The sequence below is a fragment of the Rhodococcus sp. G-MC3 genome, from assembly GCF_030063335.1.
In the GTDB taxonomy this organism is placed as follows: domain Bacteria; phylum Actinomycetota; class Actinomycetes; order Mycobacteriales; family Mycobacteriaceae; genus Rhodococcoides.
Window position 1 is genome coordinate 49,494 of the sequence record NZ_JASISW010000003.1, and the last position, 25,109, is coordinate 74,602.

The 25,109-nt window shown below is 63.6% G+C and carries 25 protein-coding genes; 6 read left to right on the forward strand and 19 right to left on the reverse strand.

Annotation, left to right across the window (positions count from 1 at the left end; genetic code table 11):
* Positions 1-21: 21 nt before the first annotated feature.
* The 4 genes from QMK17_RS03690 to QMK17_RS03705 form a co-directional block, all read right to left on the reverse strand.
* Positions 22-282 (reverse strand): muconolactone Delta-isomerase family protein, encoded by a 261-nt coding sequence (locus QMK17_RS03690; protein ID WP_283507089.1) that lies wholly within the window; start codon positions 280-282, stop codon positions 22-24.
* Between the two features lie 52 nt (positions 283-334).
* Complete coding sequence (locus tag QMK17_RS03695) at positions 335-1,597, reverse strand: phthiocerol/phthiodiolone dimycocerosyl transferase family protein (protein ID WP_283507090.1); 1,263 nt, start codon at positions 1,595-1,597, stop codon at positions 335-337.
* 104 nt (positions 1,598-1,701) lie between these two features.
* Positions 1,702-2,358: an ABC transporter permease gene (locus QMK17_RS03700; protein WP_283507091.1), complete on the reverse strand. Its 657-nt coding sequence runs from the start codon at positions 2,356-2,358 to the stop codon at positions 1,702-1,704.
* Positions 2,359-2,445: 87 nt separating this feature from the next.
* Entirely contained in the window at positions 2,446-3,516 is a 1,071-nt protein-coding gene (locus QMK17_RS03705; protein WP_283507092.1) for a medium chain dehydrogenase/reductase family protein, read from the reverse strand.
* An 82-nt stretch (positions 3,517-3,598) separates the two neighbouring features.
* Here QMK17_RS03705 and QMK17_RS03710 point away from each other — a divergent pair, with 82 nt between their 5' ends.
* Positions 3,599-4,243, forward strand: a complete 645-nt coding sequence (locus tag QMK17_RS03710) for a TetR/AcrR family transcriptional regulator (RefSeq protein ID WP_283507093.1) — start codon at positions 3,599-3,601, stop codon at positions 4,241-4,243.
* 28 nt (positions 4,244-4,271) lie between these two features.
* Here the strand turns inward: QMK17_RS03710 and QMK17_RS03715 are convergent, their stop codons facing one another.
* Both QMK17_RS03715 and QMK17_RS03720 read right to left on the reverse strand, forming a co-directional pair.
* Positions 4,272-4,649 carry a hypothetical protein gene (locus QMK17_RS03715; protein WP_283507094.1) on the reverse strand — a complete coding sequence of 126 codons (378 nt, stop codon included), beginning with the start codon at positions 4,647-4,649 and terminating at the stop codon, positions 4,272-4,274.
* A 26-nt stretch (positions 4,650-4,675) separates the two neighbouring features.
* A complete protein-coding gene (locus QMK17_RS03720; protein WP_283507095.1) occupies positions 4,676-5,365 on the reverse strand; it encodes an SRPBCC family protein in 690 nt (229 codons plus the stop codon).
* 121 nt (positions 5,366-5,486) lie between these two features.
* Here QMK17_RS03720 and QMK17_RS03725 point away from each other — a divergent pair, with 121 nt between their 5' ends.
* Together QMK17_RS03725 and QMK17_RS03730 are read left to right on the forward strand one after the other, a co-directional pair.
* Complete coding sequence (locus tag QMK17_RS03725; RefSeq protein WP_283507096.1) at positions 5,487-6,158, forward strand: TetR/AcrR family transcriptional regulator; 672 nt, start codon at positions 5,487-5,489, stop codon at positions 6,156-6,158.
* Positions 6,159-6,376: 218 nt separating this feature from the next.
* On the forward strand, positions 6,377-7,636 hold the full coding sequence (locus tag QMK17_RS03730; RefSeq protein ID WP_283507097.1) for a low temperature requirement protein A: 1,260 nt from the start codon (positions 6,377-6,379) through the stop codon (positions 7,634-7,636).
* Positions 7,637-7,762: 126 nt separating this feature from the next.
* Here QMK17_RS03730 and QMK17_RS03735 read toward each other — a convergent pair whose 3' ends face one another.
* Together QMK17_RS03735 and QMK17_RS03740 are read right to left on the reverse strand one after the other, a co-directional pair.
* Complete coding sequence (locus QMK17_RS03735; RefSeq protein ID WP_283507098.1) at positions 7,763-8,302, reverse strand: FAS1-like dehydratase domain-containing protein; 540 nt, start codon at positions 8,300-8,302, stop codon at positions 7,763-7,765.
* Positions 8,303-8,443: 141 nt separating this feature from the next.
* Entirely contained in the window at positions 8,444-8,893 is a 450-nt protein-coding gene (locus QMK17_RS03740) for an SRPBCC family protein (RefSeq protein ID WP_283507099.1), read from the reverse strand.
* 401 nt (positions 8,894-9,294) lie between these two features.
* Here QMK17_RS03740 and QMK17_RS03745 point away from each other — a divergent pair, with 401 nt between their 5' ends.
* Both QMK17_RS03745 and QMK17_RS03750 read left to right on the forward strand, forming a co-directional pair.
* Entirely contained in the window at positions 9,295-10,470 is a 1,176-nt protein-coding gene (locus QMK17_RS03745) for a sensor histidine kinase (RefSeq protein ID WP_283507100.1), read from the forward strand.
* A complete protein-coding gene (locus tag QMK17_RS03750) occupies positions 10,467-11,105 on the forward strand; it encodes a response regulator (RefSeq protein ID WP_283507101.1) in 639 nt (212 codons plus the stop codon). Before QMK17_RS03745 ends, QMK17_RS03750 begins: the two co-directional genes overlap by 4 nt.
* Here QMK17_RS03750 and QMK17_RS03755 read toward each other — a convergent pair.
* From QMK17_RS03755 to QMK17_RS03785, 7 genes are all read right to left on the reverse strand, one after another.
* Positions 11,102-12,619, reverse strand: a complete 1,518-nt coding sequence (locus QMK17_RS03755; RefSeq protein ID WP_283507102.1) for a multicopper oxidase family protein — start codon at positions 12,617-12,619, stop codon at positions 11,102-11,104. The genes QMK17_RS03750 and QMK17_RS03755 overlap by 4 nt on opposite strands.
* Positions 12,620-12,846: 227 nt before the next feature.
* On the reverse strand, positions 12,847-14,178 hold the full coding sequence (locus tag QMK17_RS03760; RefSeq protein WP_283507103.1) for an alpha/beta fold hydrolase: 1,332 nt from the start codon (positions 14,176-14,178) through the stop codon (positions 12,847-12,849).
* A gap of 161 nt (positions 14,179-14,339) precedes the next feature.
* Complete coding sequence (locus tag QMK17_RS03765) at positions 14,340-15,770, reverse strand: flavin-containing monooxygenase (protein WP_442972690.1); 1,431 nt, start codon at positions 15,768-15,770, stop codon at positions 14,340-14,342.
* 56 nt (positions 15,771-15,826) lie between these two features.
* Positions 15,827-16,765, reverse strand: a complete 939-nt coding sequence (locus QMK17_RS03770) for a patatin-like phospholipase family protein (RefSeq protein WP_283507105.1) — start codon at positions 16,763-16,765, stop codon at positions 15,827-15,829.
* On the reverse strand, positions 16,762-17,649 hold the full coding sequence (locus QMK17_RS03775) for an SDR family oxidoreductase (protein WP_283507106.1): 888 nt from the start codon (positions 17,647-17,649) through the stop codon (positions 16,762-16,764). Before QMK17_RS03775 ends, QMK17_RS03770 begins: the two co-directional genes overlap by 4 nt.
* A complete protein-coding gene (locus QMK17_RS03780) occupies positions 17,646-19,301 on the reverse strand; it encodes an AMP-binding protein (protein ID WP_283507107.1) in 1,656 nt (551 codons plus the stop codon). The genes QMK17_RS03775 and QMK17_RS03780 overlap by 4 nt, the downstream gene beginning before the upstream one ends.
* Positions 19,301-20,269: an SDR family NAD(P)-dependent oxidoreductase gene (locus QMK17_RS03785; protein WP_283507108.1), complete on the reverse strand. Its 969-nt coding sequence runs from the start codon at positions 20,267-20,269 to the stop codon at positions 19,301-19,303. The genes QMK17_RS03780 and QMK17_RS03785 overlap by 1 nt, the downstream gene beginning before the upstream one ends.
* A 63-nt stretch (positions 20,270-20,332) precedes the next feature.
* On the opposite strand from QMK17_RS03785, the gene QMK17_RS03790 reads away from it, so the two are divergent.
* A complete protein-coding gene (locus QMK17_RS03790) occupies positions 20,333-20,947 on the forward strand; it encodes a TetR/AcrR family transcriptional regulator (RefSeq protein ID WP_283507109.1) in 615 nt (204 codons plus the stop codon).
* Positions 20,948-20,977: 30 nt separating this feature from the next.
* Here the strand turns inward: QMK17_RS03790 and QMK17_RS03795 are convergent, their stop codons facing one another.
* Genes QMK17_RS03795 through QMK17_RS03810 form a run of 4 tightly spaced genes read right to left on the reverse strand, consistent with a single transcriptional unit; the run spans position 20,978 to position 25,088 of the window.
* Positions 20,978-21,733 (reverse strand): MerR family transcriptional regulator, encoded by a 756-nt coding sequence (locus tag QMK17_RS03795; RefSeq protein ID WP_283507110.1) that lies wholly within the window; start codon positions 21,731-21,733, stop codon positions 20,978-20,980.
* A gap of 51 nt (positions 21,734-21,784) precedes the next feature.
* Positions 21,785-23,290, reverse strand: a complete 1,506-nt coding sequence (locus QMK17_RS03800; RefSeq protein ID WP_283507111.1) for a flavin-containing monooxygenase — start codon at positions 23,288-23,290, stop codon at positions 21,785-21,787.
* Positions 23,287-24,213 carry a ferritin-like domain-containing protein gene (locus tag QMK17_RS03805; protein ID WP_283507112.1) on the reverse strand — a complete coding sequence of 309 codons (927 nt, stop codon included), beginning with the start codon at positions 24,211-24,213 and terminating at the stop codon, positions 23,287-23,289. Before QMK17_RS03805 ends, QMK17_RS03800 begins: the two co-directional genes overlap by 4 nt.
* A gap of 2 nt (positions 24,214-24,215) precedes the next feature.
* Complete coding sequence (locus QMK17_RS03810; protein ID WP_283507113.1) at positions 24,216-25,088, reverse strand: SDR family NAD(P)-dependent oxidoreductase; 873 nt, start codon at positions 25,086-25,088, stop codon at positions 24,216-24,218.
* Positions 25,089-25,109 lie beyond the last annotated feature (21 nt).

A 25,109-nucleotide genomic window follows, 5' to 3' on the forward strand; every position in this document is an offset into this window, starting at 1 on the left:
GCCCGCCCGGCGCACCTGTCGTTACGCCGGGGCGCTGGTGTTCAGCAGCGCGATGACTTCGAAGGTACCGGCGCCGGCGGCAATCGTGGGCATCGTCTCGACGGCCTGGCGTAGCTCTGCCTCGTCGGCAGTCTCCGCGAGGACGACGGCACCTGACATGTCGGCCTTCGGCCAGATGTCGACGAAGATGCCGGATGCCATCAGCTCTCCGGCTCGCGCGCCCTCGGCGGCAAGGAGGTCGCTGACATCGGCGGTGTTGGTCGAGAGCACGATGAATCTCATGATCCGAGGCCAACTGCTAGGGCAATGTGAAGAACGCGGGCCCTGCTGCCGTTCAGCATGTGCATGCGTCGACGATGTTGGCGTGAATACCCTCGATGAGGCCCTCTATCGGGTTGTGGGTGGTGTTCACCATCCGCAGCACACCATCGTGGGTGATCACTCCGAGGATTTGCTCGTTTTCGACTTGGGTGGTCATGGTTGGGCCCCAGAGGGTTTCGATGTTCTGATGTGTTGGAGCGGTTACTCCGAGGTTCGTGATCTCGATGTCGGCCGTGGTTGCGGTGAGCATGAGTGTTTCGGCGTCGTCGGCGGTGGTGGGTGCAATTGCGGCGAGGCCGAGTGCGCCTGCTCGCAGGGTGTGTGGTTGCCGGGCTCGTTCGAGTTGTTCCGCAGCATCTCTGGCCAACACCCAGAATGTAGCCGAGGGGGTGCGCTCGAGGTGAATCATGGCTGCTCCGAAGCAGATAGCGACGTCATCATTGGCGTCCACCGCTGAACGGAGGTCGATCGGGACGTTGATCCGTACGTGAGTGCGCTCGCCTGATTCGAAGAGGGTCGAGGCCGCTGCCGCGCACAGTGCTGCTTGGACCGTGCAGAACTCCGCCCGCGAACGGTCCCCGAGCGCACGAGTGGTCTCTGCACTGAGCTCGCTGATCTGGAGCACCGGTACCGAAGCATCGAAGGCACGAAGTCGGCCAGGCGGTAGGGGGTCGACGTGGCGGTGCTCTCCGGCCGCTGCGTCGAACGGAGGCTCACTGGACGCAGGGGCGTCGGCGGCTGTGAAGTTCAGGAGCCGATCTTCCTGTGCAGGCGGCACGTTTCCCTCGGGCAGTACAGCGTCGTCGAGAATGGCAGCCAGGTCCTGCGCGGCCCGAAGCGCGCCTCGACCGTCGGTGATCTGGTGGGCAAAGGTCAGAATGATGGTGCTCGCTGACTCGGTGTCGAGTGCAGGGATCAAGGTGGCCCGAACGAGCGGACCCGGACCTGTTTCGATCGGCATCGTTTGCTCCTGCGCAGCTTCGATCTCCCACGTCGAATTCGCTGCGATCCGAATGGGAATGGGACGGCTCGAATACGAGAAAGTGGATGGCGGAGAGGGTTCGACGCCGGCAACCGGTTGCTGGATCCCTGCCGCCAGCAGCGGGTGCACGGTCTGCAGGTGCCGGAGGGCGATTTCGAGTCGGTCTTCGGAGATCGTGCCAACCACATTCAGCACGATGGAGAACTGCACTGGATTGCGGTGCATGTACAGGTCGATCGTGCGCTCGAACGCTCCGAGCGGCCGCAATGAATCGTTGGCGATTGTTTTGGTCATGGGTGCTCCTTTGTTGGGTGAACCGGCCAACTTTCGAGCCGGCAAATCCATCGATCGATTGATAGTTGGCGCGTTGATCTCGGGCCTCTCGGTGAGGCGGCTGATCAGGCGCGTGCGCGCCGCCGTTGATCGAGGATTGCTGCTGTGATGTATGCGGTTCCGCCGCTGACGGCGAGGGTCCCGACGGTGAGTGCGGTTGTCGGTAGGAGCAGTACGGCGGTGGCGACCACGACAAGAAATGTGCCGAGTACGTAATGCAGCGTATCGCGGCGCATCGCGCCCTCGGCGACGTAGATGAGGCCGACGATCAAACCGGATCCGCTCGGCCAGAGCAGCGTTTGAAGACCAGCGTCGCCGGTCGCGGCAGACAGGCCGGTGATCGCCAGGAACAAGCCGAGGAAACCGGTGATCCATGCCAGCCCGAGCAATTTGCCGGGCAACGCCTCATGTGCGGTGAGTCCGCGCTGCGAGCGTGTCGCCGCGACGGTTGCTGCCACCGTGCCTAGGAGGAGTCCCGCCCCGAGCAAGATCATCGGGATCCAGGTCGGAGCATCGATCAGCGGCGTCGAGCCGACAGTGAGGGCCGTCCCGCCGTGTCCAAGCAGGTAAGCGGCAGCGAAACCGAGATACGCGATCCGATTGTCGGCCCAGCCCGGTGGGATCTTTGTTGCAACTTCGGCTTGGTGGAAGGAGGCGGCAGTGAGGGTGCCGGTGGGCAGGCTGGCGGTGGGCAGGCTGGCGGTCGGCACGGTCGTGGTCATGGCGGTGTCCTTAGCAATCGGAGGTCTCATGCGGAGGCGATCAGGGAGCTGGTGCTGTGGGGTCGGAAGCGGCGTGGAGGTGGCGGGTCAGCGCGGCTGGAGAATGACTTTGCCTGCGACAGTGCGGCTTTCCGCCAGGGTCAGTGCGTCAGCTGCCCTGTCGAGCGGAAACCGGCCGGCGATCTGCGGTACCAATGCGCCGCTGCGCAGCAGTTCGAGCACATTGGCGAACGCGTGCGCCTGTTGTTGCTGGTAGCGCTCAGGTCGGCGGCTCTTGCCTGACCAGAGGTCGTAGAACTCTGCGCGGCGCCCGTTCGGAATGGAGTTCCAGCTGGTGAGTCGGGCGAAGAGTCGCAGTATGGGCAACTGCGAGTTGCCTTCCTGGCTCATCGTCGACGCGGTGCCGTAGGCGACGAGTGAACCGCCGCGGCGTAGCAGCGACCAGGACTCGCGTATCCCGGGTCCACCTACGTGGTCGAACACCGCATCAACGCCGCCTGGTGCGAGTCGCCGGATGTGCTCGTAGTGCTGCGGGTCGCGGGCGTCGACCGGCTCGGCACCGAGTGTGCGGACCAGCTCGTGATGACGGGTGGCAGCTGTCCCGATCACCCGGATTCCGGCGTGGTGTGCGAGCTGTACGAGTGTCGACCCGACGCCGCCGTTGGCACCGAGAACGACGACGGTGCCACCGCGCTCGACGCGGGCCCGCTCGTGCAGCATTTGCCAGGCGGTGATGCCGTTGACGATTACGGTCTCCACGGCGGCGGCGTCGAGGTCGTCCGGCACGGGGAGCAGGTCGAGCGCCGCGACATCGACGAGCGTGGACCATGCGCCCACCTTGGTGATGGCGGCGACGCGGCGGCCGATCCACGTGGGGTCGACTCCCGCGCCGACCTGGTCGACGACGCCTACCAGGTCGTAGCCGGGAACGAAGGGGAAAGGTGGCTGCTTGTAATACTTTCCGCGCCGCATCTGCTGCTCGGCGAATGCGACGCCGGTGCACTCCATGCGCACCAGTGCGCGCCCCGGCGTTGGCGCCGGCGGGACGGTGGTACGGACTTGTAGACCGTCCGGCTCGACCTTTCCTGGTAGGACGATCTCGGTCCGACTGTGCGCAGTGGCCGACGTAGTGGGGGCGGTATCGAGGTTCTCGGTCATGGCATGCACTCTGTTAGAGTTACGACTGTAAGGTAACATACGTAAACTTACTTTGTAAGGTGACAAGCGTAAAGTGAAAATTATGAACGTTGTTCAGGCCGAGCCGATTCGATCCCGCAACGCGCGCGGAGAGGGAAACCGTCTTCGCGACGAGATAGTCGCAGCGGCGACATCCCTGCTACAAAGCGTTCCGGCGCAGGCCGTGACGCTGCGGGCGGTCGCTCGTGCGGCCGGAATCGCCGCGCCGTCCATCTACCGACACTTCGCCGATCTCGACGCGATCTTCCGTGCCGTCGTCGACCTTGCTTTCGACGAGCTGGAAGTTGTGCTGCGGGCGGCACCGGCAGGGCAGCGGCCGGTCGATCGCCTGCGCACTGTCTGCGCGGCGTATCTCTCCTTCGCACGCGAGCATCCACAGCGTTATCGCGTGATGTTCGGCGTCGACTGGAACGCCTCCGGAACTATGGCCCCGTCCGCGGAGGAGCTCGATGCGCGCGCGATGATCGGACAGGACGCGTTGGCGGTGCTGATCGCGGCAATCACGGAATGCGTCGAGGCAGGCGAGTCGAGCAGTGTGGATCCTTCCGCTGACGCGATCGCGCTCTGGGTTGGTCTGCATGGCTTGTCCACCCTCCGGCAGACCGCACCGTCGTTTCCCTGGCCGAGCGAACTGGAGGGTGCGCTCGTGACCTCTTTGACGCGACTGACTGGTGCCGCCGCGCAATGAGTGCGCGATCGTAGCGGCGGCGATGACGTCAGCCACGTTGTCTGCCGTGCAGTTGCCGAGGCCTACGCGGGTATATCCGATACATGCGTGCGAGGAGGACTGCCGCTGCGGCGACGATCAGGGCGAGGAGAATCGGATGCATGTCCTTGGAGAGGCTTTGGGCCGGATCGGCCCGCAGTTTCATGATGGCGAGTGGGATGAAGTACGCAACCGCGAGTCCGAGTGTCCACGGGCGTAGTGCACGGGTTCTGCTGTCGGCGAGGCTGGCGATGACCAGCACGAGCACCGGTAGGAGTGCGATCATCGAAAATTGTCCGACCACCATGACGGGGATCGCCCAAGAGCTGATCTGGAAGTAGCGCGGAAAACGTTGCTGTGCAGTGACGATCGAGGTTTCATGCTTCATGGAGTCGACCTTTTCGGTGGGGTAGTTCACGGCTTCGACTCGGCGGTTGCCTCGAGCTCGCTGAGCCATGCGTCGAGGCCGGCTCCGAGGAATGCGGTGGAGGTGGGTACATCGCCTTCGACCTGCGAGCCGGTCCATGATTCTTCTGTTTGCACCAGTACCGCGCCGTCGACCTCGCTGAAGTTCCAGACGTGGACTCCGTTGTCGATGTTCAGGCCGTCGCCGATCGCTGGCCCGCTCCATCGGACGCATGAATGCGGTTGCAGCTCATGGACTGTGGAGGTGATGGTCAAAGTGGTGGCAGGCGTTGTGGGGGTGGCAGGGGCGGGGGTCGTCCACTGGAACTGCGAACCTACTGCGAGGGGTTCGGGACCGGTCAGCCTGATGCTCGTGACCGGTTGCTGCCACGACGGCCACCGGGCCGCGTCGGTGTGTAGATCCCAGACGGTGCTCATCGGGGCATCGATCATGATCTCGCTCCGGTAATGGATCGGTGAATCCGCGTCGATCCCGGCCCCTGCGCACGTCAGTGGCGTCGCAACGGCCGTGTCAGCAGCTGTTGTTGTGGCCGGGTCGATGGCGGCCGGAGCGGTGGCGACCGGGATGTCGCTGGCGTCGCTGGTGCACGCGGTGACGGTGGTCAGCGCCAGTGCGCCGGCGATTGCCAACAGCGGCAGGGTGGTTCTGCGACGGTGGACGAGTGACGTCGTGGTCATGGTGGTGTTCTCCTCAGTTGATTGCCGGCAGCGTGAGCGCCGATCACTTGAGTTAGAACCTATAACTGCATTTCCTGAGAGTCAATAGGTCCAGTGATACCCTCTAACTAAGTTCGGGCGAGTGTTGGAGGTACTGGAGATGGCAGCCAACGGAAGTGCACGTGAGCGTTACCGGTCGCACGTGATCGACGAGATCAAGGCGCGCGCCTGGGAGCAGATCGCCAGCGCAGGTATTTCGGCGTTGTCTCTCAATGCGATCGCCAAGCACGTCGGTATGAGCGGGCCAGGGCTGTATCGGTATTTCGCTAGCCGCGACGAGCTGATCACCGAACTGATTCGCGACGCGTACCGCAGCCTCGCCGACACCATGCGGGCAGCAGTTGACAGCGGGGCCGACGTGACCGCGCTGGCCTACGCGGTGCGGGAGTGGTCACTGCACGATCGGCAGAGGTACTTCCTCATCTACGGCACTCCTGTGCCCGGCTATCACGCGCCGCAGGACACCACCCGCATTTCATCCGAGATCATGACAGTGCTCATCGAGGTCTTCTCAGCGCTTCCGGTGGATCAACCACCCACCGAGTTCGATACCCACCTCGCGAGCCATCGAGACTGGGCGGATGACGACGCGATACCGGCAACTACCCTTCATCGGTGTCTGTCATTCTGGACGCGGTTGCACGGTGTGCTTTCCCTCGAGTTGGCGGGTCACTTCGCCGGCATGGGATTCGACCCCGCTCTGCTCTTCGCCGATGAGCTGAAAACCCTCCGCGTTCTCACCGATGGCACATGATGCATCGTCCCCCGTAAGACGTTGGGCGGCATTCGAACCGACCTCGCCGCACCATGTTCAGACCTGTCAGTATCGTTTCTCGGTGTCACCACTGTGCGGTTCGACGACGGGGTATCGGCGAACGTGACTCGCTGTCCGGTTTATCACGACTGGCGGCGGGTATTACGCGCCGAGGCGTCGTTGTTCGGTTTGGCTCGATGCGCGACGGACGACCAACAGTGAGGACATCTGCCGCCATGGGAAATCGCCGCGGGAAGCAGTCGAGCAAGGTGCACGCGAAAGGCAACGACGACAGCGGGGCCGATCAGTCCACCCCCCTCGTCGAACCGCCACAAGTTCGTACCGAAGACGACCGCGCGGCCACGAGACTCGAGCTGTTCTTCGACCTCGCCTATGTGTTGGTCATCCACCAACTTGCGCTGGCGCTGAAGGACGATCTGGGATGGCACGGAGTCGCCGTCTTCGTCGGCCTGTTTGCAGTCACCTGGTGGTCGTGGGTCACCACCACGCTCTACGCCAACCGATTCGACACCAATGACATCCTGTATCGAGTGGCGAAACTGGCCGCCACCTTCGCGGTCGCAGTGATGGCAGCGAGCGCGTCCACTGCCGTCGGTGGCGATGGAACCGTGGCCTTCGGAATCGGTTACATCGCGACACGCGTGATCCTGGCCGGGTTGTATTTGCGCGCATGGCGGCACGTCGCCGATGTGCGTGCCACGATCAACCTGTACTTCGCGGCAACGGTTCTCAGCGCAATGATCTGGGCAATTTCGTTGCTCACGCCCGCACCGATCACCTACATCCTGTGGGCGATCGGTATCGCAATCGAGGCGATGGCCCCGCTGGCAGCGACTCGGTGGGGTCCGAATGTTCCGTTGCATCTCGACCATCTACCGGAACGTTTTGGCCTTTTCGTCATTCTGGTTCTGGGCGAGTCCATTTCGGCCATCGTGCTCGGGATGAAGGAGACCCACTGGTCCTGGTCGTCGTTGTCGGTGGCGGCGCTCGGGTTCACCCTCGCCGCATCGGTGTGGTGGATGTACTTCGATATCGGTGGGGCCGAGGCCAAGACGGAGATTCAGGGGGACGACCGCGCCGTCGAGAGCGGGCGCGCCGACGGTTACGTCTACGGCCACCTGCCGATCACCATGGGTGTTGCTTTGCTGGGTGTGGGGATCGAGCAGTACGTTCTGCATCCGGTTGGGGAGCTGACCGCTGCCGGGCGGTGGGTCCTCTGCGCCGGGGTGGCGGTGTTCGTCGCCGGAGTGTGCGCCATCCTCGGGTCGAGTTCGAGCAACTGGAAGACCATCGTTCCGTGGCCCGCATTGGCCATACCCGTAGTCCTGATCGTCGGGCTCGTCGACAGTGCAGCGCCATTCGCGTCGGCGATCGTTCTCGCAGTCGGTTCCGTATTCGCCGTTGCCACCGGTATCGTCCGGCGTCGCCGTAGTGCCGTCGACACGACCGAGACCTGACACGCCTACTCCCACAATGCACGCGGGTCCACGACAGCCTCAGGCGAGCTGAACTGAAACGCCGGGCGCACAGGCTCTCGCTATGAAGGCCTTTCTCGTCCATCTCCCGGAGATTTCGGTGGATGCTTACCCGGGTGGGTTCGGGGGTGGGCTAGCCATCATGATGCGATCGACGACGTCCATGAACCCGTCGGGCATGGACGTTTCGATGGAGGCAACGAGTGTGGTCGTCGCTTTGAGGATCGGCTGATTGTGTTGATCGAAGATGTCGTTTTCGACGATCATCAGATCTGCACCGGATGCTCGGCGTGCCGAGACGAGGGTGACTTCGCAGCTGAGCCGGTCACCGGCCTGCAGTGGTCGGTGGAATGCGAATCGTTGATCGACTTGGAGGACCTGCGGTAGCGCGTAGCAGTTCAATGCCTCTTCGAACATGCGGCGCTGGGCGACGAATGCGACGAGGGACATGAATGTGGGCGGTGCGACGAGCGCGGGATGACCGAGCGCTTTGGCAGCGTCGATGTCGAAGTGTGCTGGGTGGAAGTTCTGCACCGCTTTCGCGAACTCGGAGACTTTGGCTGCGCCCACGTCGTAGACATCGTCGATGCGGTAGCTGTGGCCGACCATGGAACGGACTTGTGCGGGCACGTCGTCGACCTCGTTCATGCTTCCTCCACGTACGCGTAGGACGGCACCCGCTTCGAGCGTGTCGGTGTCAGCTCGGGCGTCATGTGCTCTCTTCTGTATATCGGTGCGGTACTGGTGCTTCGGCACCAATGGGTCGAACTGAAGCTGACTCACAATCTGTCAGGAGTTCTGGCGAGTCTCCACACGTTCGCGCAGTGTGCGGTCCGTCAACGAGATTCCCTGGTTGATGAACGGCTCGACAACCTTTGCCAGAGCCTTGCCGGTGAACCCTCCGGGGAATTCGTACCCGAATTCGACGTTGGCGGTGCAGTGGCCGTCGTCGATCGCGGTGACGCTCCAGCGCGAACTGGTCTCGAATCCAGCGACCGAGGACAGGGAGAACACCGATCCGTCGACCCACTCGACGATGTCGACGGTGGACTTCAGAGTTTTCGGGCCGAGCTTCATCACGGCGTCGAAGCGGTCACCGACGGCACGGTTCACTTGCCCGACAGGCGTGAACGAGGTGACACCGAACATCCAGTCCGGGACGTTTTCGTGAGCGGCGAGGTAATCGAACGTCTCGGCCGCTGAGGCTGCAATGTCGATGTTCCTGGTGATGATAGGCATGCGATTCCTTCTGTTTCGGTGGGCTGATCACTCGAGGTGGGAACCGTGCAGCCAGTTGGCTGCGAGGCTTCCCGCGGTTCCTCCACCGAAATGGCGGGCGGTCGTCGGTGGCTGGACTGCTCGACAACGAGTAGCAACGCGCGCCCGGCCGTGCGGACGGCAACGCCCACGGAGTCGATCGTCACTGCTCGAATTCCCTTCGATGGAGTTCACCGGCTCAACCGACCAAACTATACGCCATTTGCTACTGGCACAGTATTCGATGATGATTCAGGTTTGCCGTCGAAGCAGGTGGACTACCGACTCGCACAAGAACACTAGTGCCCTGTCCGGCGAGTACTCCTGCGACTACGATGACACCCCTATTCTTCCAGCTCACGGTGGGTCCTTACTGTGGTGTGATGATGGACATTCGGCTGCGCAGGGTGATTCGCTTTGCTCCTGTGGTGCTGGTTCCGCTTCTGCTGCTCAGCAGCACCTTCCCCGGTGAGTTTCGGGTGTCGCTGAGTTACTGGCTTCTGGGGTGCGTGTCGGCGGCAATGTTCATCGTCGGTGATCGGGCGCCGCTGGCCGTGTCGATCACGTTGTCGGTGCTGTCGGTTCCCATGTTCGGTGCACAGGCCTGGGGAGTCTCGGAGCTTGTTCCGTATTTGGGTGCGGTGTCTCTTGGCGAAGTTGCGATTCGAGCCTCCCTCGGATCCCGAGTGATCGCGGCTGCGGTCTGGTCTGCTGCGTTTGTTCTCGGGACATGGCTCGACGACCCCGGTCTCTTCTGGCGCTGGGCTACGGTCGTCTCAACTGTGCTGTTCGTCGGGCTACCGTTGATACTCGGCCTCTACATTCGGTCGCAGCGCGAGCTGGCGGCGACCTATCGGGAACGCGCCGCAGACGCAGAAGCTCGGACTGCAACCGCGGCGGCCGGTGCACGTTCAGCTGAGCGGACGGCCGTCGCAAGAGAATTGCATGATCTTGTCGCGCACCACATGGCTTCGATCGTGCTGCGGATAAACGTGGCACGACACGTGCTCGGAGGTGCTGACCCACGGGTCGATGCAGTCTTCGATGACGTTTATCTCACGGCGTCCCACGCGTTGGCCGACATCCGCCGACTCCTTACCGCGCTCCGCGATCCGTCCCTGCACGAAGTGCCTCTTGTAAACTCAGGGGCCGTGCGATCCGAAATCTTTGCGGCCATAGAACGCACCAGGCGCGGCGGGTACGAGGTGATGGCACACGTCGACGCGGATATCAGCGAACTCGATGCGATCAGCAGACTCTCGCTGCTCAGGGTTGTCCAGGAGTCGTTGACCAATGTCATGAAGCACGCGGCCAGCGGGTCGACGGTGAACGTGGAGACGATTCGTAGGGGCGCAGGATTTGCGGTCCGAATCGTCAACAACGGAGTTGAGACCAATCGGCTGATCGGCGAAGGTTACGGAATTATCGGGATGAAGGAGCGCATCACACTGGTGGGCGGGCAACTTGCTACAGCGGCAACAACTGACGGGTGGGAACTCGATGCGTGGATCCCTGCCCGGGCCGAGGCCTCTGCCGGTTTGCCCGGGTACGAGCTGTGATTCGGCTGACGATCATCGACGATCAGCGGTTGGTCCGAGCCGGCCTGCGCATGCTGTGCGAGTCGACACCGGATCTGAGAGTGGTGGGCGAGGGATCCAATGGTGTGGAGGCAATTCGGCTGGCTGCCGAACTTTCACCCGATGTGATCCTGATGGATCTCGGCATGCCCGGTCTAGGGGGCGTAGAGGCGACGGGGCAGATCGTCGCGTCGTACCCTCGGTCGAAAGTTCTGGTGCTGACAACTTTCGACGACGACGAGCATCTCTATCCGGCATTGGCCGCGGGGGCCGCCGGATTCCTGGTCAAAGACACTGCGCCGGAGGACTTGTTGGACGCTATCCGGCGAACGGCCGACGGCGAGTTCCTGTTCTCGCCACAGCTCATGCGTCGAATCGTCGACCGCGCCCTCGCCGCCGCCCCCGATGATTCCACCACGGCATTCGCGCCAGTTTCACTGACCGCGCGCGAGCACGATGTCCTGGAGCTCGTAAGCGAAGGTCTGAGCAATCAAGAAATTGGAGATCGATTGCACATCGGCGTGACCACGGTGAAATCACACGTTTCGAATCTGATGGAGAAGACCGGGTGCGACAACCGGGTTCGTCTCGCTATCTTCGCGCAACGCACTGGTTAGCTGTGCATGTCGACGTGATTCGGCATGGTTCCCGTGCTGAGCGGAATGGTCTGCGCGGGTTGTGCACCGGGCTCGACCACCACGAACTGTCCCATCATTCCCTGGTCTTCGTGCATGAGTAGATGACAGTGGTACATGTAGGGCTGTGTCGAGTCGGCGTAACGGCCGAATGTGAGCGCTAACCGAATCCGTTGACCCGGCGGTGTGTACACGGTGTCCTTCCATCCGCTGAGCTCGGGCGGCGGAGGCGTTCCGTCGATGTCGATGATCTGGAACTGGGCATCGTGTACGTGAAAGTTATGTGGCCAGTTGTCTACGTTTGTTACGGTCCACACCTCGGTGGTATCCACGACGGATGTGAAATCGATTCGGTTCATATCCATCCGTCGGCCATTGATCATGAACCATTGCAATTCGAAATCTCGTTCCGCCGCCGGGCTTTCGACCTCCAACTGCGGTAGGACCGCCAGAACCGTGGGGAGTGACGGTGAAGCTTCGAGTTGTTGTTCTGCGCGCAATTCGAGTATGTCGAAGGTGTCTTCGAAGCCGAAGGCATCTGCGGATTCCTGATCCACACCACCGCGACCATCGATTGGAAACGTCCGCAACATCGAGTCGGTCCCCGCATCGATGTGCACTAGCACCTCGACGCGTTCGCCCGGGCTGATCTGAATCCTGCTCAACGGCAGGGGTTCCGATAGAAGACCGCCGTCAGTCGCCAGAAGATGAAATTCGCGGAAGTCGTCGAATCCGAGGTTGTACAAGCGTCCAGATGATCCGTTGAGGACGCGGAGACGTATGCGCTCGGTCGTGACAGTAAGGGACGCGCCGGCTACGCCATTGGTGATGATGGTGTCACCCAGCAGACCAATATCGGTGGAGTCCGATTCGTCGAGGCTGCCGTCCGGCTCGAACCGACGGTCCTGAATGATGAGCGGCACGTCGTCCACTCCGTACTCCTGGGGGAGTCCGACGGAATCGGAACTATCGTCGTCGATGAGGAAGATCCCCGCGAGCCCTCGGTACACGTGTTTCTCCGTCGAACCGTGCGGGTGTGGGTGGTACCACAGCGTTGAGCTGGGCTGGTCGACGGTCCAGGTCGGTTCCCATAGAGCGCCGGGTTCGATGGTCTGATGGGGGCCGCCGTCGAATCGGGCCGGTACGTGCATTCCGTGCCAATGCACACTTGTCGGTTCGGGCAACAAATTCTTGACACGGAAAGCCACGGTTTCACCGCGACGAGCACGCAACGTCGGCCCCAGCACAGAGCCGTTGTATCCCCACGTGGCCGTCGTTTTACCTGCGAGCATCTCAGTTGTGCCTGCCGCCACTTCGAGGTGAAAATGGCGGGTACCGTTCGCGTCGACAACGGACTCGGCTAGGGGCGGAATCGGCAGCGGCCGATTTGTCGGCGCTCTCGCTGGTTCATTCTCGGTGACGACGCATCCGGCGAGGATCACGACCGGTGTCGCGGCAAGGCCTGTCAGAAAGTGTCTTCTCGATAGCTGGTTCACAGGGTTCCTCGTTCGAGCTGGGGTATCGGGGGTATCCCGACGTTCTCGAACCAGTCTTTGCGATTCGGACCATCGTTTCCTCCGCCCCAGGGCGGCCGCGCACCGGTCTGCATCTCCTACCCAGGTACCTGGCGCAGCGTCGAAGCTGTCAGAAACCGGGATCCCGAACGGTGATCGACGGCAACGGGATCCCGTATCAGACCGTCTGGTCGCTGGTTAACGAGCGATCAGGGGCCGGTCAGTTCGGATGTCGATCCCGCGCAGCTGTTCGCGACGGGTGCGCCGGACAGACGGTCGTTGACCCAGCCAATCGCCTCAGCCGTAATGGGTAGGAACGGGAGCAGATGGCCGATCGCCAGGCTCGGAAACACCGGTGGGATCCAACGGGTTTCCTGATACTCGACATCGGCGCCCTTGTCACACCAATCGCGTACCAATTGGCGGACCTGTCCGATAGGGATCACATCGTCACTACCTCCGGATGCCACGAGCACCGGCGCCATCGGCTTGCGGTTCCCGATGCGCTGCTCCTCGATCCGTTTCCTGAAGTTGGGGAGTACCGCGAGGAGTTGCTCACCTGAACGGCCGCCCGTGGTGTACGTCGGGAGTGACCGATAGAAAGTTCTGAGGACGGTCTCGATGATGCACGTATCGGCGACCTCCCGAAGCATGGCTTGTCCGGCCGGGTTGATGGCTGAATCGATCTCGGCGCGGGTGTCGGGATAATCGGCATAGATTCCGTTGATGACGTAGCCGACCAGCCCAATTCCCACTCCGCCGGGCATACCGTTGCCGAACGGCCCCTTGACTACCGATTGAGAATTGATCAGGGCCGCCACCAGATCAGCGGGCGGTGCCCCAGAGTACGTGCCGCGGATCGGCAGCTCCGGTGCATACTCTGCCTGCGACTCGGCTGCCGCAGCGGCGGCGCCACCGCCCTGCGAGTATCCGAACACGATCGTCGGTGTTGTCGCCGTGACTCCGGAACCGGGAAGTCGTTGTGCCGCACGGATCGAATCCAGAACGGCGTGTGCCTCGGACGCGCGATTGACGTAGTCGTGCATCGCGGGTGTGCCGAGGCCTGCGTAGTCGGTCACTACCACCGACATCCCCTGTGCCAACAGTGGATAGATCGACACCGCTTCGTACTCGGCCATCACGTCGAGGGGGAAGGTGTAGTGGATCAGCTGGCTCATCAACTTCGACGGTGCGCATTGGTCGCCCTGGCCTTGGATTCCGACCGCTACCGCGACGACGGGCCGCGGCCCTGGACCACTCCATGGCTGACTCGACTGGATATAGGTACCGGTCACCGCGTTCGGACTCCCATTGGCGTCGGTGCTCCGATACATCAACCGGGTCGCGGTGCCGGGGATCTGCCCGGTCGCGTTCGGCAACGCGAGCGCGATCGTCATCGGTTCCGACCGGATCACGTCACCCGGCTCGCCGTTCGGCAGGGGGCTGGGAGGCGTGTAGAAGGCTTCACCGACCGATGCGGCAGCGGGAACCGCGGACGCGGTGGGCGGCGAGACCAGCCCCGGGATCGCGGCCGCAACCAAGGAGGCGAGTGCTAACCAACGTGTAGCTCGAGTTCGGCGACTTCCGGTCATCGGTGTGATGCCCTTCTGATAAGTGGAGATCTGTTGACCCTTGCGAGTGAGAAGGCTCGACTTCCGCGACCACTCGGGCCTGTATTCCGGTAGCGGGCCGGCGCACGAGATCACGCCGTGGGTGACACCGTCGAGGTGATGCACTCGAAGTGGAAGTGCGCATCGTCCGGAGTTTTCAACATCGTGGTCAGCGTGGACCGGGTGAAGGGCCAGAGGTCGATGTTTCCGCCCTCGGTGAAGTACCACGAGTTGCAGCCCGTGTTCCAGACCGTAGGCACCATGGCTTCGGCCACCTGCCGGTTGAATTCGGCGGTCGCCTCCTCGGTGACCTCGACGGTATCCAGTTCGCCCCGGCGGAATCGTTCCAGCCACTCGACGATGTAGCGAGCGGTGACTTCTGCGGAGTACTGCAGGGATATGGAGCCGGTGGGGGAGTTGGGGCCCAGTACGGTGAACAAGTTCGGCAGCCCGGGAATGGCCGTCATCCGGTATGCGCGCGGCCCGTCGGCCCAGATCTGGTCGAGCCCGCGCCCGTCGCGCCCCGTTACCCGCATCGGACGCATGTAGTCGTGCGCCCGGAAACCGGTGGCCAGCACGATGACGTCGGTGGGGTGCTCGCGCCCATCGGCGGTCCGGATTCCGTTCGAAGTGATCCGATCGATCTTGTCCGTGACCAGCTCTGCGTTGGCCGCACGCACCGCGCGGTAGTAGGTGCCGGATATGACCTGCCGCTTACAAAGCGGCTGGTAATCGGGTGTGAGATCCTCGCGCAGTCGCCGGTTCCGGATCTGTCCGCGCAGGGACAGGCGGGCGTACAGCTGGGCCGTGCGCCGCCGCCAGGTGTCGTGTATGACCAGGTCGGGCAAGATCGCCGAGCCCCACAACATCATGTCGTACAACCGGTTCTGTAGGCCAGGCATTCGAGTGAACGCCGCGGCAACGATGCGCGGTTGCCGCAGTTTCATGGGTGCCCACAGCACCCACTGCGGCGAACGTACGAAGTGAGTCAGAGACTGCGCGGCCGGTTGCAGAGCCGAGACCACCTGGACCCCAGTCGATCCGGTGCCGATGACGGCTATTCGCTTACCGTCGGTCTCGAGTGCGTCGTCCCAGCGGGCGGTGTGCACCACCTCGCCGCCGAACTCGTCGAGGCCCGGGATGTCGGGCGTCGCGGGATTGTGCAGCACACCGGTAGCGCAGATTACGAAGTCGGCGCCGATCTGCTCGCCCGAGTCGGTGACGATAGTCCACCGCCCGGACGCGTCGTCGAAGTCGGCCGACACCACCGTCGTGTTCAGTCGAATTCGATCCGTCAAGCCGAAACGTTCGACGACGTCCCTGTGGTATTTCTGAATCTCCGGTCCCGAAGCCCAGATCGATGACCAGTCCGGCTTCGGCGCGAAGCCGAATTGGTAGAGCTGCGAGGGCACGTCGCAGGTGAGGCCGGGGTAGCGGTTCCAGTGCCAGACGCCACCGACGTCGGATCCCTTCTCCAGCACCTGAAATCGACTGAATCCCGCCCGCTGCAGTGTGTATGCCATCGTGATGCCGGCGACGCCTGCACCGATCACGACGATCTCGGGTTCGCGAACAACGGTCACGACATGACCTCCTCGGCATAAAGCGCCCTCGTGACGGTTCGCCGCGAGGTCTCGATGGCGTCGGCAAACGCCGTAGCTCGGTGTTCACGGGACATGAAGTTGCAGCCGAGGGCTGACAGGTCGTCGGCGTCGGGAAGGATCGGGACCACGCGAAGACCTGACTCTCTCGCTACGGCGATCTCGCGGTCGAGGACGGCTGACATCGGTCGGCGCAGTGTGAGTTGCTCCAACCGCCCGCCGATGCCTCGGCCGCGCACGCCGGGCGCGGACGCCATGGGCGCGATGACGTAGAGCACGTCGATCTCGGTGGGGTCGATCAAATCGACAGACGCCGTGGATGCGACGCCCCCGTCCAGGAAGGTGCGCCCGCCGATCGTGACCGGTGGCATCCAGCCCGGCACCGACCATGACGCGCGAAGTGCCTCGTGCGCGGCCACTTTCGGTGCGCCAAGGGCACCGAAGGCGGTGCGGGTTCCCGTCGCAGGCTCGAATGCGACAAGCCGCGCGCCCGGGTGGGGGAGCCAACCGTCGGGGCCGGCGATGTCGTCGGCGAGCTCGCGCAGGAAGGTGGTGTCACCGCGGCCCCTGGGGGCGAGGCCGGCGATCGCCGCGTGCCCGCCCGCGCCGCGGTGCCGGACGGTTCCGAGATGGGTGAACGCAGGAAAAGGCAGGGGCGGAAAGCTTTTGGGCACTGCTTCGATGTGTCGCCGCAAGACGTCGTTTACGGAACGCCCCGCCTGCATTTCCGCGAGGTCTTCTGCGGAGTACCCGCCGGCCAGCATCGTGACGATTTCCGAACCTGCCGAGGTTCCCTGGAGGACGGTGGCGGTTCGCGGGTCCCACTCGAGCTCGGTCGCGAGTGCTGACAGGGCTGCGATAGCCCAGGCACCGCCTATCGTGCCTCCGCATCCGATGGCCAGCCCGACTCGCGTCATCGGCGCATCTGCTTCGACTCGTCGCTGTGCTGCGCGGCGTGGCGGGCGATGCGATCGAGGTAGGCACCGCGGCCGACGGGGTCGGTGGTGAGCGCCCTGCGGTCGTCGATGCGCTTGCGCGCGAAGCGTTCGATCGGCTCGGGCGTCAGTGCTGACACCAGGGTCCAGCCGGGGCCGACCCATTTGGGCACCGAAGTCTGGGCGGCCTTGGTCGACAGGGTCCCGATCACGGCGTCGGCGACGTCCGAGGGATCGACCGTGGGGAGTGAGCCGCCCAGCTTCGTGCCGGAGCTGAGTTCGGTGCGGACTGCTGCGGGGAGGATGGCAGAGACACTGACGCCGGTGCCGTCGTATTCGCGTCGCGCGCCGAGCGAGGCGCCGAGGGCCGCGTACTTGCTGGCGTTGTAGGTAAGCATTCCCGGGATTGCGATGCGGCCCGCCATGGAGGCGATGTTCACGATGTGTCCTTGCCCGCGGGCGATCATCGACGGGAGCACAGCGCGCATGCCGTTGAGCATGCCTCGGACATTGACGTCCAGGATCAAGTCGGTTGTCGCCTCGTCTTCCTCCAGGAAGTGGCCGAGGGGCATGACACCGGCGTTGTTCACGAGGGTGTCGATGTGCCCCTGCGCGCTGAGAACTTTCGCCGTCGCCGCAGCCCAAGAGTCGCGGTCGGTGACGTCCAAGTGGATCGCGTGGGCGCCAGGGATAGTTGCCGCGGTCTCGGCGGCAATATCGGCGTCGACGTCGGCGATAAATACAGCAGCACCGCCCTCGGCGAAGCGGCGGGCGGTTTCTGCGCCGATTCCGCGAGCCGCGCCGGTGATGATGACCGTTTTACCCTGCAGGTCGACGCGGGGGCGAATGAGGTTGAGCGGGTTCATCGGGAGACATCCTTGCTACTCGTGTGGTCGATCAACTTGTGTCGCAGAACTTTGCCGCTGGGGTTGCGGGGAATCGCCGTCAGCGCGACGAACCGTTTGGGGACCTTGTACCGCTCGACGACGCCACGCAAGTACGTGGTGAGCGCGTCGTGGTCGACGATGGCGTGCTCGGCAGGAACGACGAACGCCCGCAGCACTTGCCCGAATTCAGGGTCATCGACGCCGATCACAGCCACGTCGGCGACGGTGGGGTGATCCGCGAGCGCGTGCTCCACCTCGAGAGGGAAGACGTTCTCCCCGCCGGAGACGATCATGTCGTCGGAGCGGCCACTGAGGAACAGCAGCCCGCTCTCGTCGACGTAGCCCACGTCGCCGGTATCGACGTACCCATCGATCACGTCTTTGGGCGGCGTCGGTGTGCGTGGGTCCGGGGTGTAGCCGGAGTACCCGAGCGGGCCGCGGACCAGGATGCGGCCGGGCTCGCCGGTCGCGGCGAGGCTGCCCCGCTCATTCACGATGCGGATCGAGACGCCGAGTGCGGCGCGGCCCGCCGTCGTCGGAAAACGTAATAGGTCGTCCGATGTCGCGATGCTGACGACCCCGGCCTCGGTCGAGCCGTACCCGTTCACCAGGATGTCGCCGAACAGGCGTTGAAACCCCGAGACGGTCACGCCCGTGATCGGGGCGGCACCGGTCGCCGCCGTCCGTAGGTGCGCGTTGGGTGCCACGGACGCCACGGTGGATGACGCGACAATGCGCTGCAGCATCACCGGTACTGCGAACAAGACGGTGACGCGATGGCGGATCAGGTCGTCGAGAACAGTGTCGACGTCGAACCGGCAGTGGGTCACCGTCGTGATCCCCAGTGCGATGGAGCCCAGCACGGCCAGTAGCCCGAAGCCGTGAAAGAACGGCGGCCCGATCAGGGCGACGTCGCCTGCTCGAAGGTCCGCACGGGCGGCGCCGGTGGCAGCGAGCCGAACGATACTCATCGGACGGATCGAACGTGGCACTCCCTTCGCCAGTCCAGTCGTCCCTGACGTGAGCAGCGTGATGCGGCCGGGCCGCCGCGCCAGGCGAGTCGGAGTCGCTCGACGCGTGAGGATCGCCGCCAGAGAGTGGCCGCTGCGCGGGTCCGGGTCGAGGTCGGCAACGATCAGCAGTCCGGCGAATGCACTGGCGTGGATCGCCTCGGCGTATTCACTGTCGTACACAAGGACGTCGGGCGCGTGCCGCTCGAGTAGTGAAGCAAGCTGCGCCGGAGTCAGTTCCGTGTTGATGGACACCGTCTCGGACCCGATCATCCCAGAGGCAAGGAAGCCGATCAGGAAGCCGCGGTGGTTGCGACACAACACGCCCACCGACCGCACCGGGGTCGCGGCCGCGCCCAATTCGGCGGCCAGGCTCAGCGTTGCTTCGTACAGCTCGGCGAAAGTTATGGCCCCGTCATCGTCGATGACTGCCGTGCGATCGGGATACCTGGCGGCGGACAAGGCGAGCAAAGTGGCCGGGGTGGCCCCGTGGCGCCAGAGCGCGGCGCCCATTCGGGCGAGCGCGGCGGGGGGTGGGGTGAGGGCGCCCGAGCGTGCAGCGGCGGCTGCCGCCTGCAGCCACTGCCGCCGGCTGCCTCGACTCGATACGTCGCGGGCCATCAGACAACGCTTTCCGGTGCGGCCGCTGCGGCATCTCGCTGCTTTGCCATGGCGCGCTGGAATGCAGCCTCCGACGCCGCGCTCTCACCGCTGCGCCGGTCCGAAAGCGAGAGCACCACACTCATCGGGCCCTCGAACGCCACCCCCAGGACGTGAGTCAGGCTGGTGCCGCGCGGCGCCATGACTCGCGGTCGCCGAGTGATGGCGTACGCGAGGACGCGCGCCGCCTGGGTGGGGGTGTGCCCCGGTGACTTGCTCACCCACCCGGTGGCGACCATCCTGCTTTTGATGTGTCCCGCATACACGGTCGTTACGTCGATGCCGTCGCGCTTCGCCTCCAAGCCCACCGAGCGCAGCCAGATGTCGAATCCGCCTTTGCATCCGAGATAGAAACCCCAGCGAGGTGCCGCGGGTGTCATCCACAGACCGGCAGTGGCAATGTTCACGATCTGACCACCGCCGTTCGCCTTCATGCTCGGCAGCAGCGCCAGCGTGAGCCGCATCGGGCCGGTGAAATTGGCTCCGACCATCGCGTCCATGTCCGAGATTCGCTCGGCGCTCCGATAGATGCTGCGGCGCAACGATTTTCCAGCGTTGTGAACAAGGATGTCGATCGGGCCGTGTGTGCGAAGGAGCTCCTTCGCGAAGGCGTCGATCGCAGGCATGTCCGATAGATCGAGCGGACACGCGTGAGCGATCCCGCCCGCGGCCGTGATCTCCGCGGCCACCTCGTCGAGCCGTTCCGCGCTGCGCGCGACCATCACGACGATCGCTCCGTGTGCGGCGAGCAGGCGGGCCGTCGCTTCTCCCTGGCCGAAGGACGCGCCGGTCATCAGCACCGTCTTGCCCGCAACTGTCCGGCGTATGCGTGCGTCGTTGCGCTCCATCCGGGGCCCGATGAGCGCGAGCACGGCGCGGTCCATCAAACGTGCAATACCGGTGGTCCCGGCCATTTCAGATAGCGTCATAATTTGAGATTATGGCATTATCTGAAACTAGTCAACATACTGCGGCGCGGTACGATGACGGCCGTGACTTCGACCGCGAACTCCCGTCTGGCGACCCAGGCGCTCACCCGTGCGCAACTGAAGACGTGCGCACGAGAACTGCTGCTCGACCACGGCTATGCAGCTACCTCGATCGCGCAGATTACGCATCGCGCGGGGTTCACCACCGGCGCCTATTACTCGAATTTCGCCAACAAAGCCGAGCTCACCCTTGAACTGCTGAGCGACCTGCAGGCCGAGACCCAGCAGCAACTGGAGAAGATTCTCGCCGTCGAGAACACCGTCGAGCGCATCGGCGCGTTGCACACCTGGGTCGAGGAAACTCTGACGTCGGGGTGGCCGAGGCTGGAGCTCGAATTTGCGCTCGCCAGCCGCGGCGACTCAGCGCTCGTGGATCGGGAGGGTGAGCGCAACCGCGATGCGGCCCGCAACCTGGAGAGTTCCCTGGAGCGGCTCGCGCCCGCGCTCACCGACGGGCCCGTGCCGATTCGCCGAATCGCGGAAATCATCTTGGATATCGCATACGGACTCGCGGTCCGCAAGATCATCGACCCACAGGTGACCGCCGACCACTTGTTCCAGACGATCTACGTTCTCGCCGCGGCAGTCGGCGCGGACGCGCCTTCTCGACAGCAGTAAACCCCGGTCAGGTAAATCCTGCCCGGGGCTCTACGAGGCTGTGGTGCGGACCGATCTCGGCATGTTGTCCACCGCGACCTCTAGATATTCGCCGAGTTGCTCGTGCAAGTTCTCGTCGAGGGTGCGGCCCAGGATGGAGTGCACGGATTCGACGGCTAGGGTTCGCATGATCTCGAGCATGCGCGTCACCCTCCGCACGTCCTCTCCCTGCGGGATCCAGCCATCGCCATACTGATCGACGATGTGTTCTCTGACGGTCGAGATCATGGACTTGGAGATGGCGTCCACAGCAGAATGGACGCGCGCATGGATGTTCAACAGTTCTCTGATACCGAAGCCGTGTTCCATCAGGGAAGTGAGGCCGTTCAACAACTTCGGGTCCGTGAAGGTGCACTGGTCGGAGTCCACGCGCGCGAGCCCGAAATCGATCAGGCGTTGGAATTGAGCAGGATCTCCGACTATCGCCTCGGCATCGGTGATCGAGACGGTGACGGTATCCTCGCTGGACGACCACAGCTCGGTGACAGCGCGCTGCAGGCCCAACACTTCGGTGAGGTCCTTGCCGCTTTCCCAACCGTCGATGAAGTCGGCAATGTGCGTCGAGGTGAATCCGCGCTGCAGCAGAATGTCGATCAGACGCAGGCGGGCCACATGCGAATCGTCATAAATGCCGACCCGCCCCCGCTTTTGCGGCGGCGGGAGCAGGCCACGTTCGCGGTATGCCCGCACATTGCGCGTTGTGGTCCCGGCGGCACGGGCGAGCTCGTCGATGCGATAGTCCGTCATCGAACAACCCCTTTCACGTGCCCGTGCCGCCGTTGTGGTGCCCTGCCGCGATCAGATCGTCCCGGCAACAAGATCGTCGTCGGGGGCCGCAACGTTCGCAGCCGTCACCGAGTAGTCGGGCAGCACGACCGTCTCGAGCTGTTTGACATACTGCGTCGCGAAGCCGGGGAACATAGTGGCATTGAACCCGTCTTCGGTGAGGTACCAACTCGAGCAGCCGGAGTTCCACGTCGTCTTGGTCAGCCGCTTTTGCAGCTCGTCGTTGTACTCCTTCTGCACGCCTGCACGGACGTCGAGCACGAAGTTCTGGTTCACCGCGGTAGCGATGGCATCGACGATGTAGTCGATTTGCGCTTCCATGTAGACCAGCGCCGAGCTGTGGCCCGGTCCCGAGTTCGGCCCGAATGTGAAGTACATGTTGGGGTATCCCGACACAGCGATCGACTTGTAGGCGTACGCGCCCTTGCTCCACTCATCGCCGAGGACGCGGCCGTCCCGTCCGGTGACCGGAATCGGAGAGCCGGTCTTCGACACGTCGAATCCGGTGGCGAACACGATCGCGTCGAATTGGTGCTCGATACCCTCGACCGTGCGAATTCCCTTGGCTGACATGCCGGCGATAGGCCACGTGACCAACGTGCAGTTGTCCTTCTGCAGAGCCGGGTAGTACTGGCTCGTCATCAGCAACCGCTTGCAGCCGGCCCTGAACTCCGGTGTCAGCTGACGACGCATCCACGGGTCACGGACCTGGCGGCGCAGGTGCAGCTTGGACACACCCTCGACTACACGCGTCAGCGGCGACTTCCAGACCACGCCAAGCGCGACGGATTCATGGCCCCAGAACCAGGCTTTGCGGGCGAGTGACTGCGTGAACGGCAGTCGTCGGTACATGGTCCGTGTGATCTGCCGGGTTCCGAGGTTGGCACGTGGGAGTACCCATCCCGGTGTGCGCTGGAAGACCTTCACCGATTCCGCGACGCGGACCAACTCCGGCACGATCTGTACCCCGCTCGCGCCCGTGCCGACGACGGCGACTTTCTTACCCGTGAAGTCGTAGTCGTGGTTCCACCGGGCGCTGTGGATCTTCTCGCCCTCGTATGTCTCGATACCGGTAATTTTCGGGAGGCTGACGTTCGCGAGGGGTCCCGATGCCATGACGACGGTGCGAGCGAACACGGGTTCGCGATCGTCGATGGTGATCTCCCACAGCGACAATTCCTCACGCCATGTCAGATCGACGACGTTGTGTTCGAATCGGAAGTACCGACCCAGGTCGAACTTGTCGATCATCGAATCGATGTACCCGAGGATCTCCTCGCTACCGGAGTAGGTGTGCGACCAGTCCGGGTTGGGGGCGAAGCTGTAGGAATACAGACGCGAGGGAATGTCGCAGGCCGCGCCGGGGTAGGTGTTGTCTCGCCACGTACCACCGGGCCGGGTCCCGCGCTCGAGGATGGCAATATTGCCGATTCCCTGCTGGCTCAATCGGACAGCGGCGCCGATGCCGGCGAACCCGCCGCCGATGACTGCGACGGACAGTTCTTCACGGGCGGTCATGCGACGGGCTCGTAGGTGAGTTCCTTCGACCAGGTGGGCTGGCTTCGGAGCAGACGCTTGGGGTATTTGGCGGTCAGGGTGACCATCGAGTCGGCCAAGCGGTGATACGGGTGGGCGCGGTTGATGACGACACTTCCGTGCCAGCTGATGAAGCGATACATGGGCAGTCGTTTCGGGAAGGGGGAGCGCTCACCGACCTTCTTGAACCTCTTCATTGCAGTGTAAAGACGCTCCTCGTCCACACCCATCTCGACGATGTTGTCGCGCATCTTGTTCAGCAGCGGTATGTAACGCAGTGTGCCGATGATCAGTGACGGGTTGAGCCAGGCGCCCACGGTTTCGACAAGAATCTTGCGCATCTTGGCGTGACCCAGAAGCTCGATCACCTCGAAATCGACTGCGAGGTGTCGTGACTCGTCTGCGTTGATGCGTTTGAACACTTCCTGACAGACCGGGTCGTCGATCTCGTCGACGATGAATTTGACCAGCGCACCGTCGAGCGCGACCTCGAGCATCGGGATGACGGTGCCCAACACGGCGAGGGGCGTCCGATCGGAGTACTTGTCCAGCCAGTCGATGATCAGCTTGACGTTGACGTTCGGCTGCGGGATCTCGTCGTTCGCGAGCATTCCCCAGCGGCGCATGAGAGCCAGCTCGGCGTTCGCGTGCTTCTGCTCCTCGGCGTGGAAGTGACGGTAGATATCACGCAGCGTCTCGGTCGGAGCTTTGCGGGCCATGGCTGCAAAGCCGCGGGCACCGACGTTCTCGATCCACATGAGATCGGCCATGAAGGGCTTGAGTTTGGCGTGCAGTTCGGGGCCGATCAGTTCGGCGCCAGGAGCGTCCCAGTCGATATCGGCAAGGGCCCATTGACGGTCTTTGATCTTGGCCAGCATGGCGTCGAAATCGAAATTTTCTGACATCGTCATTTTCCTGTCGTAGAGCGTAATTCGGGAAGGGACTGTTGATCAGGTTCGGTCGCCATGAGGCGGTTGAGCAGACCGGCGCCGCGCGTGTACAAGGTCGGGACGAGTCGCTTGGCAAGCCAGATCGCTTTGGCGTCGAGCTGTGGAACGACATACAAACGGCCTGCGTCGAAGGCGTCGAGCGTGCCGACGGCGACGCGTTCGGGCGAGAACCCGGTCCAGCGCATGAGTTTTTGCGCCAGTTCCGACTTCTGGGTGGTGATGCGGCCATCGACCGCGACGTTGGTTTTGACGAACGTGGGGCACAGCACGCTCACGCGTACACCGGTTCCCGACAGTTCCGCTGCGAGGGTCTCGGAAAGGGACATGACCCCGGCCTTGCCGACGTTGTACGGTCCCATCGTCGGCGCAGCCGCGAACCCGGCGGCGGAAGCGACGTTGATGACTCCGCCGCGGCCGGCGGCGCGCAGCAGCGGGACGAAGGCCTCGCACCCATGGATAACGCCCCACAGGTTGATGCCCAGCGCCCAGTTCCAGTCTTCGAAACCGATGTTGCCCACCGGTTGTCCGCCGATACCGACGCCGGCGTTGTTGATTACCACGGTGGGGGCACCGCCGAACTCGAGTTCGGCGAAGAGTGCGAGGTCCTGCACCTGCGTCTGCACGGAGACGTCGCACTGCACTGCGTAACCCTGCCCTTCGAGAAGGCGAACGGTCTCCTCGGCGCGCGCGAGGGAGATATCGGCGCACACCACACGGCCTCCGCGCCGTGCGAGTTCGATCGCGAACGCGCGACCGATGCCGCTGCCGGCACCTGTCACCACGGCATCGGCGCCATACGACGGCGATGGGGTCGATCGTAGTCCAAACATGGCTTCTCGTTTCGTATTATG

What these genes read in the sequence shown, in the direction of transcription:
- QMK17_RS03690 (WP_283507089.1), bottom strand. Translation starts at nt 282, where the DNA reads ATGAGATTCATCGTGCTCTCGACCAACACCGCCGATGTCAGCGACCTC.
- QMK17_RS03695 (WP_283507090.1), bottom strand. Translation starts at nt 1,597, where the DNA reads ATGACCAAAACAATCGCCAACGATTCATTGCGGCCGCTCGGAGCGTTC.
- QMK17_RS03700 (WP_283507091.1), bottom strand. Translation starts at nt 2,358, where the DNA reads ATGACCACGACCGTGCCGACCGCCAGCCTGCCCACCGCCAGCCTGCCC.
- QMK17_RS03705 (WP_283507092.1), bottom strand. Translation starts at nt 3,516, where the DNA reads ATGACCGAGAACCTCGATACCGCCCCCACTACGTCGGCCACTGCGCAC.
- QMK17_RS03710 (WP_283507093.1), top strand. Translation starts at nt 3,599, where the DNA reads ATGAACGTTGTTCAGGCCGAGCCGATTCGATCCCGCAACGCGCGCGGA.
- QMK17_RS03715 (WP_283507094.1), bottom strand. Translation starts at nt 4,649, where the DNA reads ATGAAGCATGAAACCTCGATCGTCACTGCACAGCAACGTTTTCCGCGC.
- QMK17_RS03720 (WP_283507095.1), bottom strand. Translation starts at nt 5,365, where the DNA reads ATGACCACGACGTCACTCGTCCACCGTCGCAGAACCACCCTGCCGCTG.
- QMK17_RS03735 (WP_283507098.1), bottom strand. Translation starts at nt 8,302, where the DNA reads ATGAACGAGGTCGACGACGTGCCCGCACAAGTCCGTTCCATGGTCGGC.
- QMK17_RS03740 (WP_283507099.1), bottom strand. Translation starts at nt 8,893, where the DNA reads ATGCCTATCATCACCAGGAACATCGACATTGCAGCCTCAGCGGCCGAG.
- QMK17_RS03745 (WP_283507100.1), top strand. Translation starts at nt 9,295, where the DNA reads ATGATGGACATTCGGCTGCGCAGGGTGATTCGCTTTGCTCCTGTGGTG.
- QMK17_RS03765 (WP_442972690.1), bottom strand. Translation starts at nt 15,770, where the DNA reads ATGGCATACACACTGCAGCGGGCGGGATTCAGTCGATTTCAGGTGCTG.
- QMK17_RS03770 (WP_283507105.1), bottom strand. Translation starts at nt 16,765, where the DNA reads ATGACGCGAGTCGGGCTGGCCATCGGATGCGGAGGCACGATAGGCGGT.
- QMK17_RS03775 (WP_283507106.1), bottom strand. Translation starts at nt 17,649, where the DNA reads ATGAACCCGCTCAACCTCATTCGCCCCCGCGTCGACCTGCAGGGTAAA.
- QMK17_RS03780 (WP_283507107.1), bottom strand. Translation starts at nt 19,301, where the DNA reads ATGGCCCGCGACGTATCGAGTCGAGGCAGCCGGCGGCAGTGGCTGCAG.
- QMK17_RS03785 (WP_283507108.1), bottom strand. Translation starts at nt 20,269, where the DNA reads ATGACGCTATCTGAAATGGCCGGGACCACCGGTATTGCACGTTTGATG.
- QMK17_RS03795 (WP_283507110.1), bottom strand. Translation starts at nt 21,733, where the DNA reads ATGACGGACTATCGCATCGACGAGCTCGCCCGTGCCGCCGGGACCACA.
- QMK17_RS03800 (WP_283507111.1), bottom strand. Translation starts at nt 23,290, where the DNA reads ATGACCGCCCGTGAAGAACTGTCCGTCGCAGTCATCGGCGGCGGGTTC.
- QMK17_RS03805 (WP_283507112.1), bottom strand. Translation starts at nt 24,213, where the DNA reads ATGTCAGAAAATTTCGATTTCGACGCCATGCTGGCCAAGATCAAAGAC.
- QMK17_RS03810 (WP_283507113.1), bottom strand. Translation starts at nt 25,088, where the DNA reads ATGTTTGGACTACGATCGACCCCATCGCCGTCGTATGGCGCCGATGCC.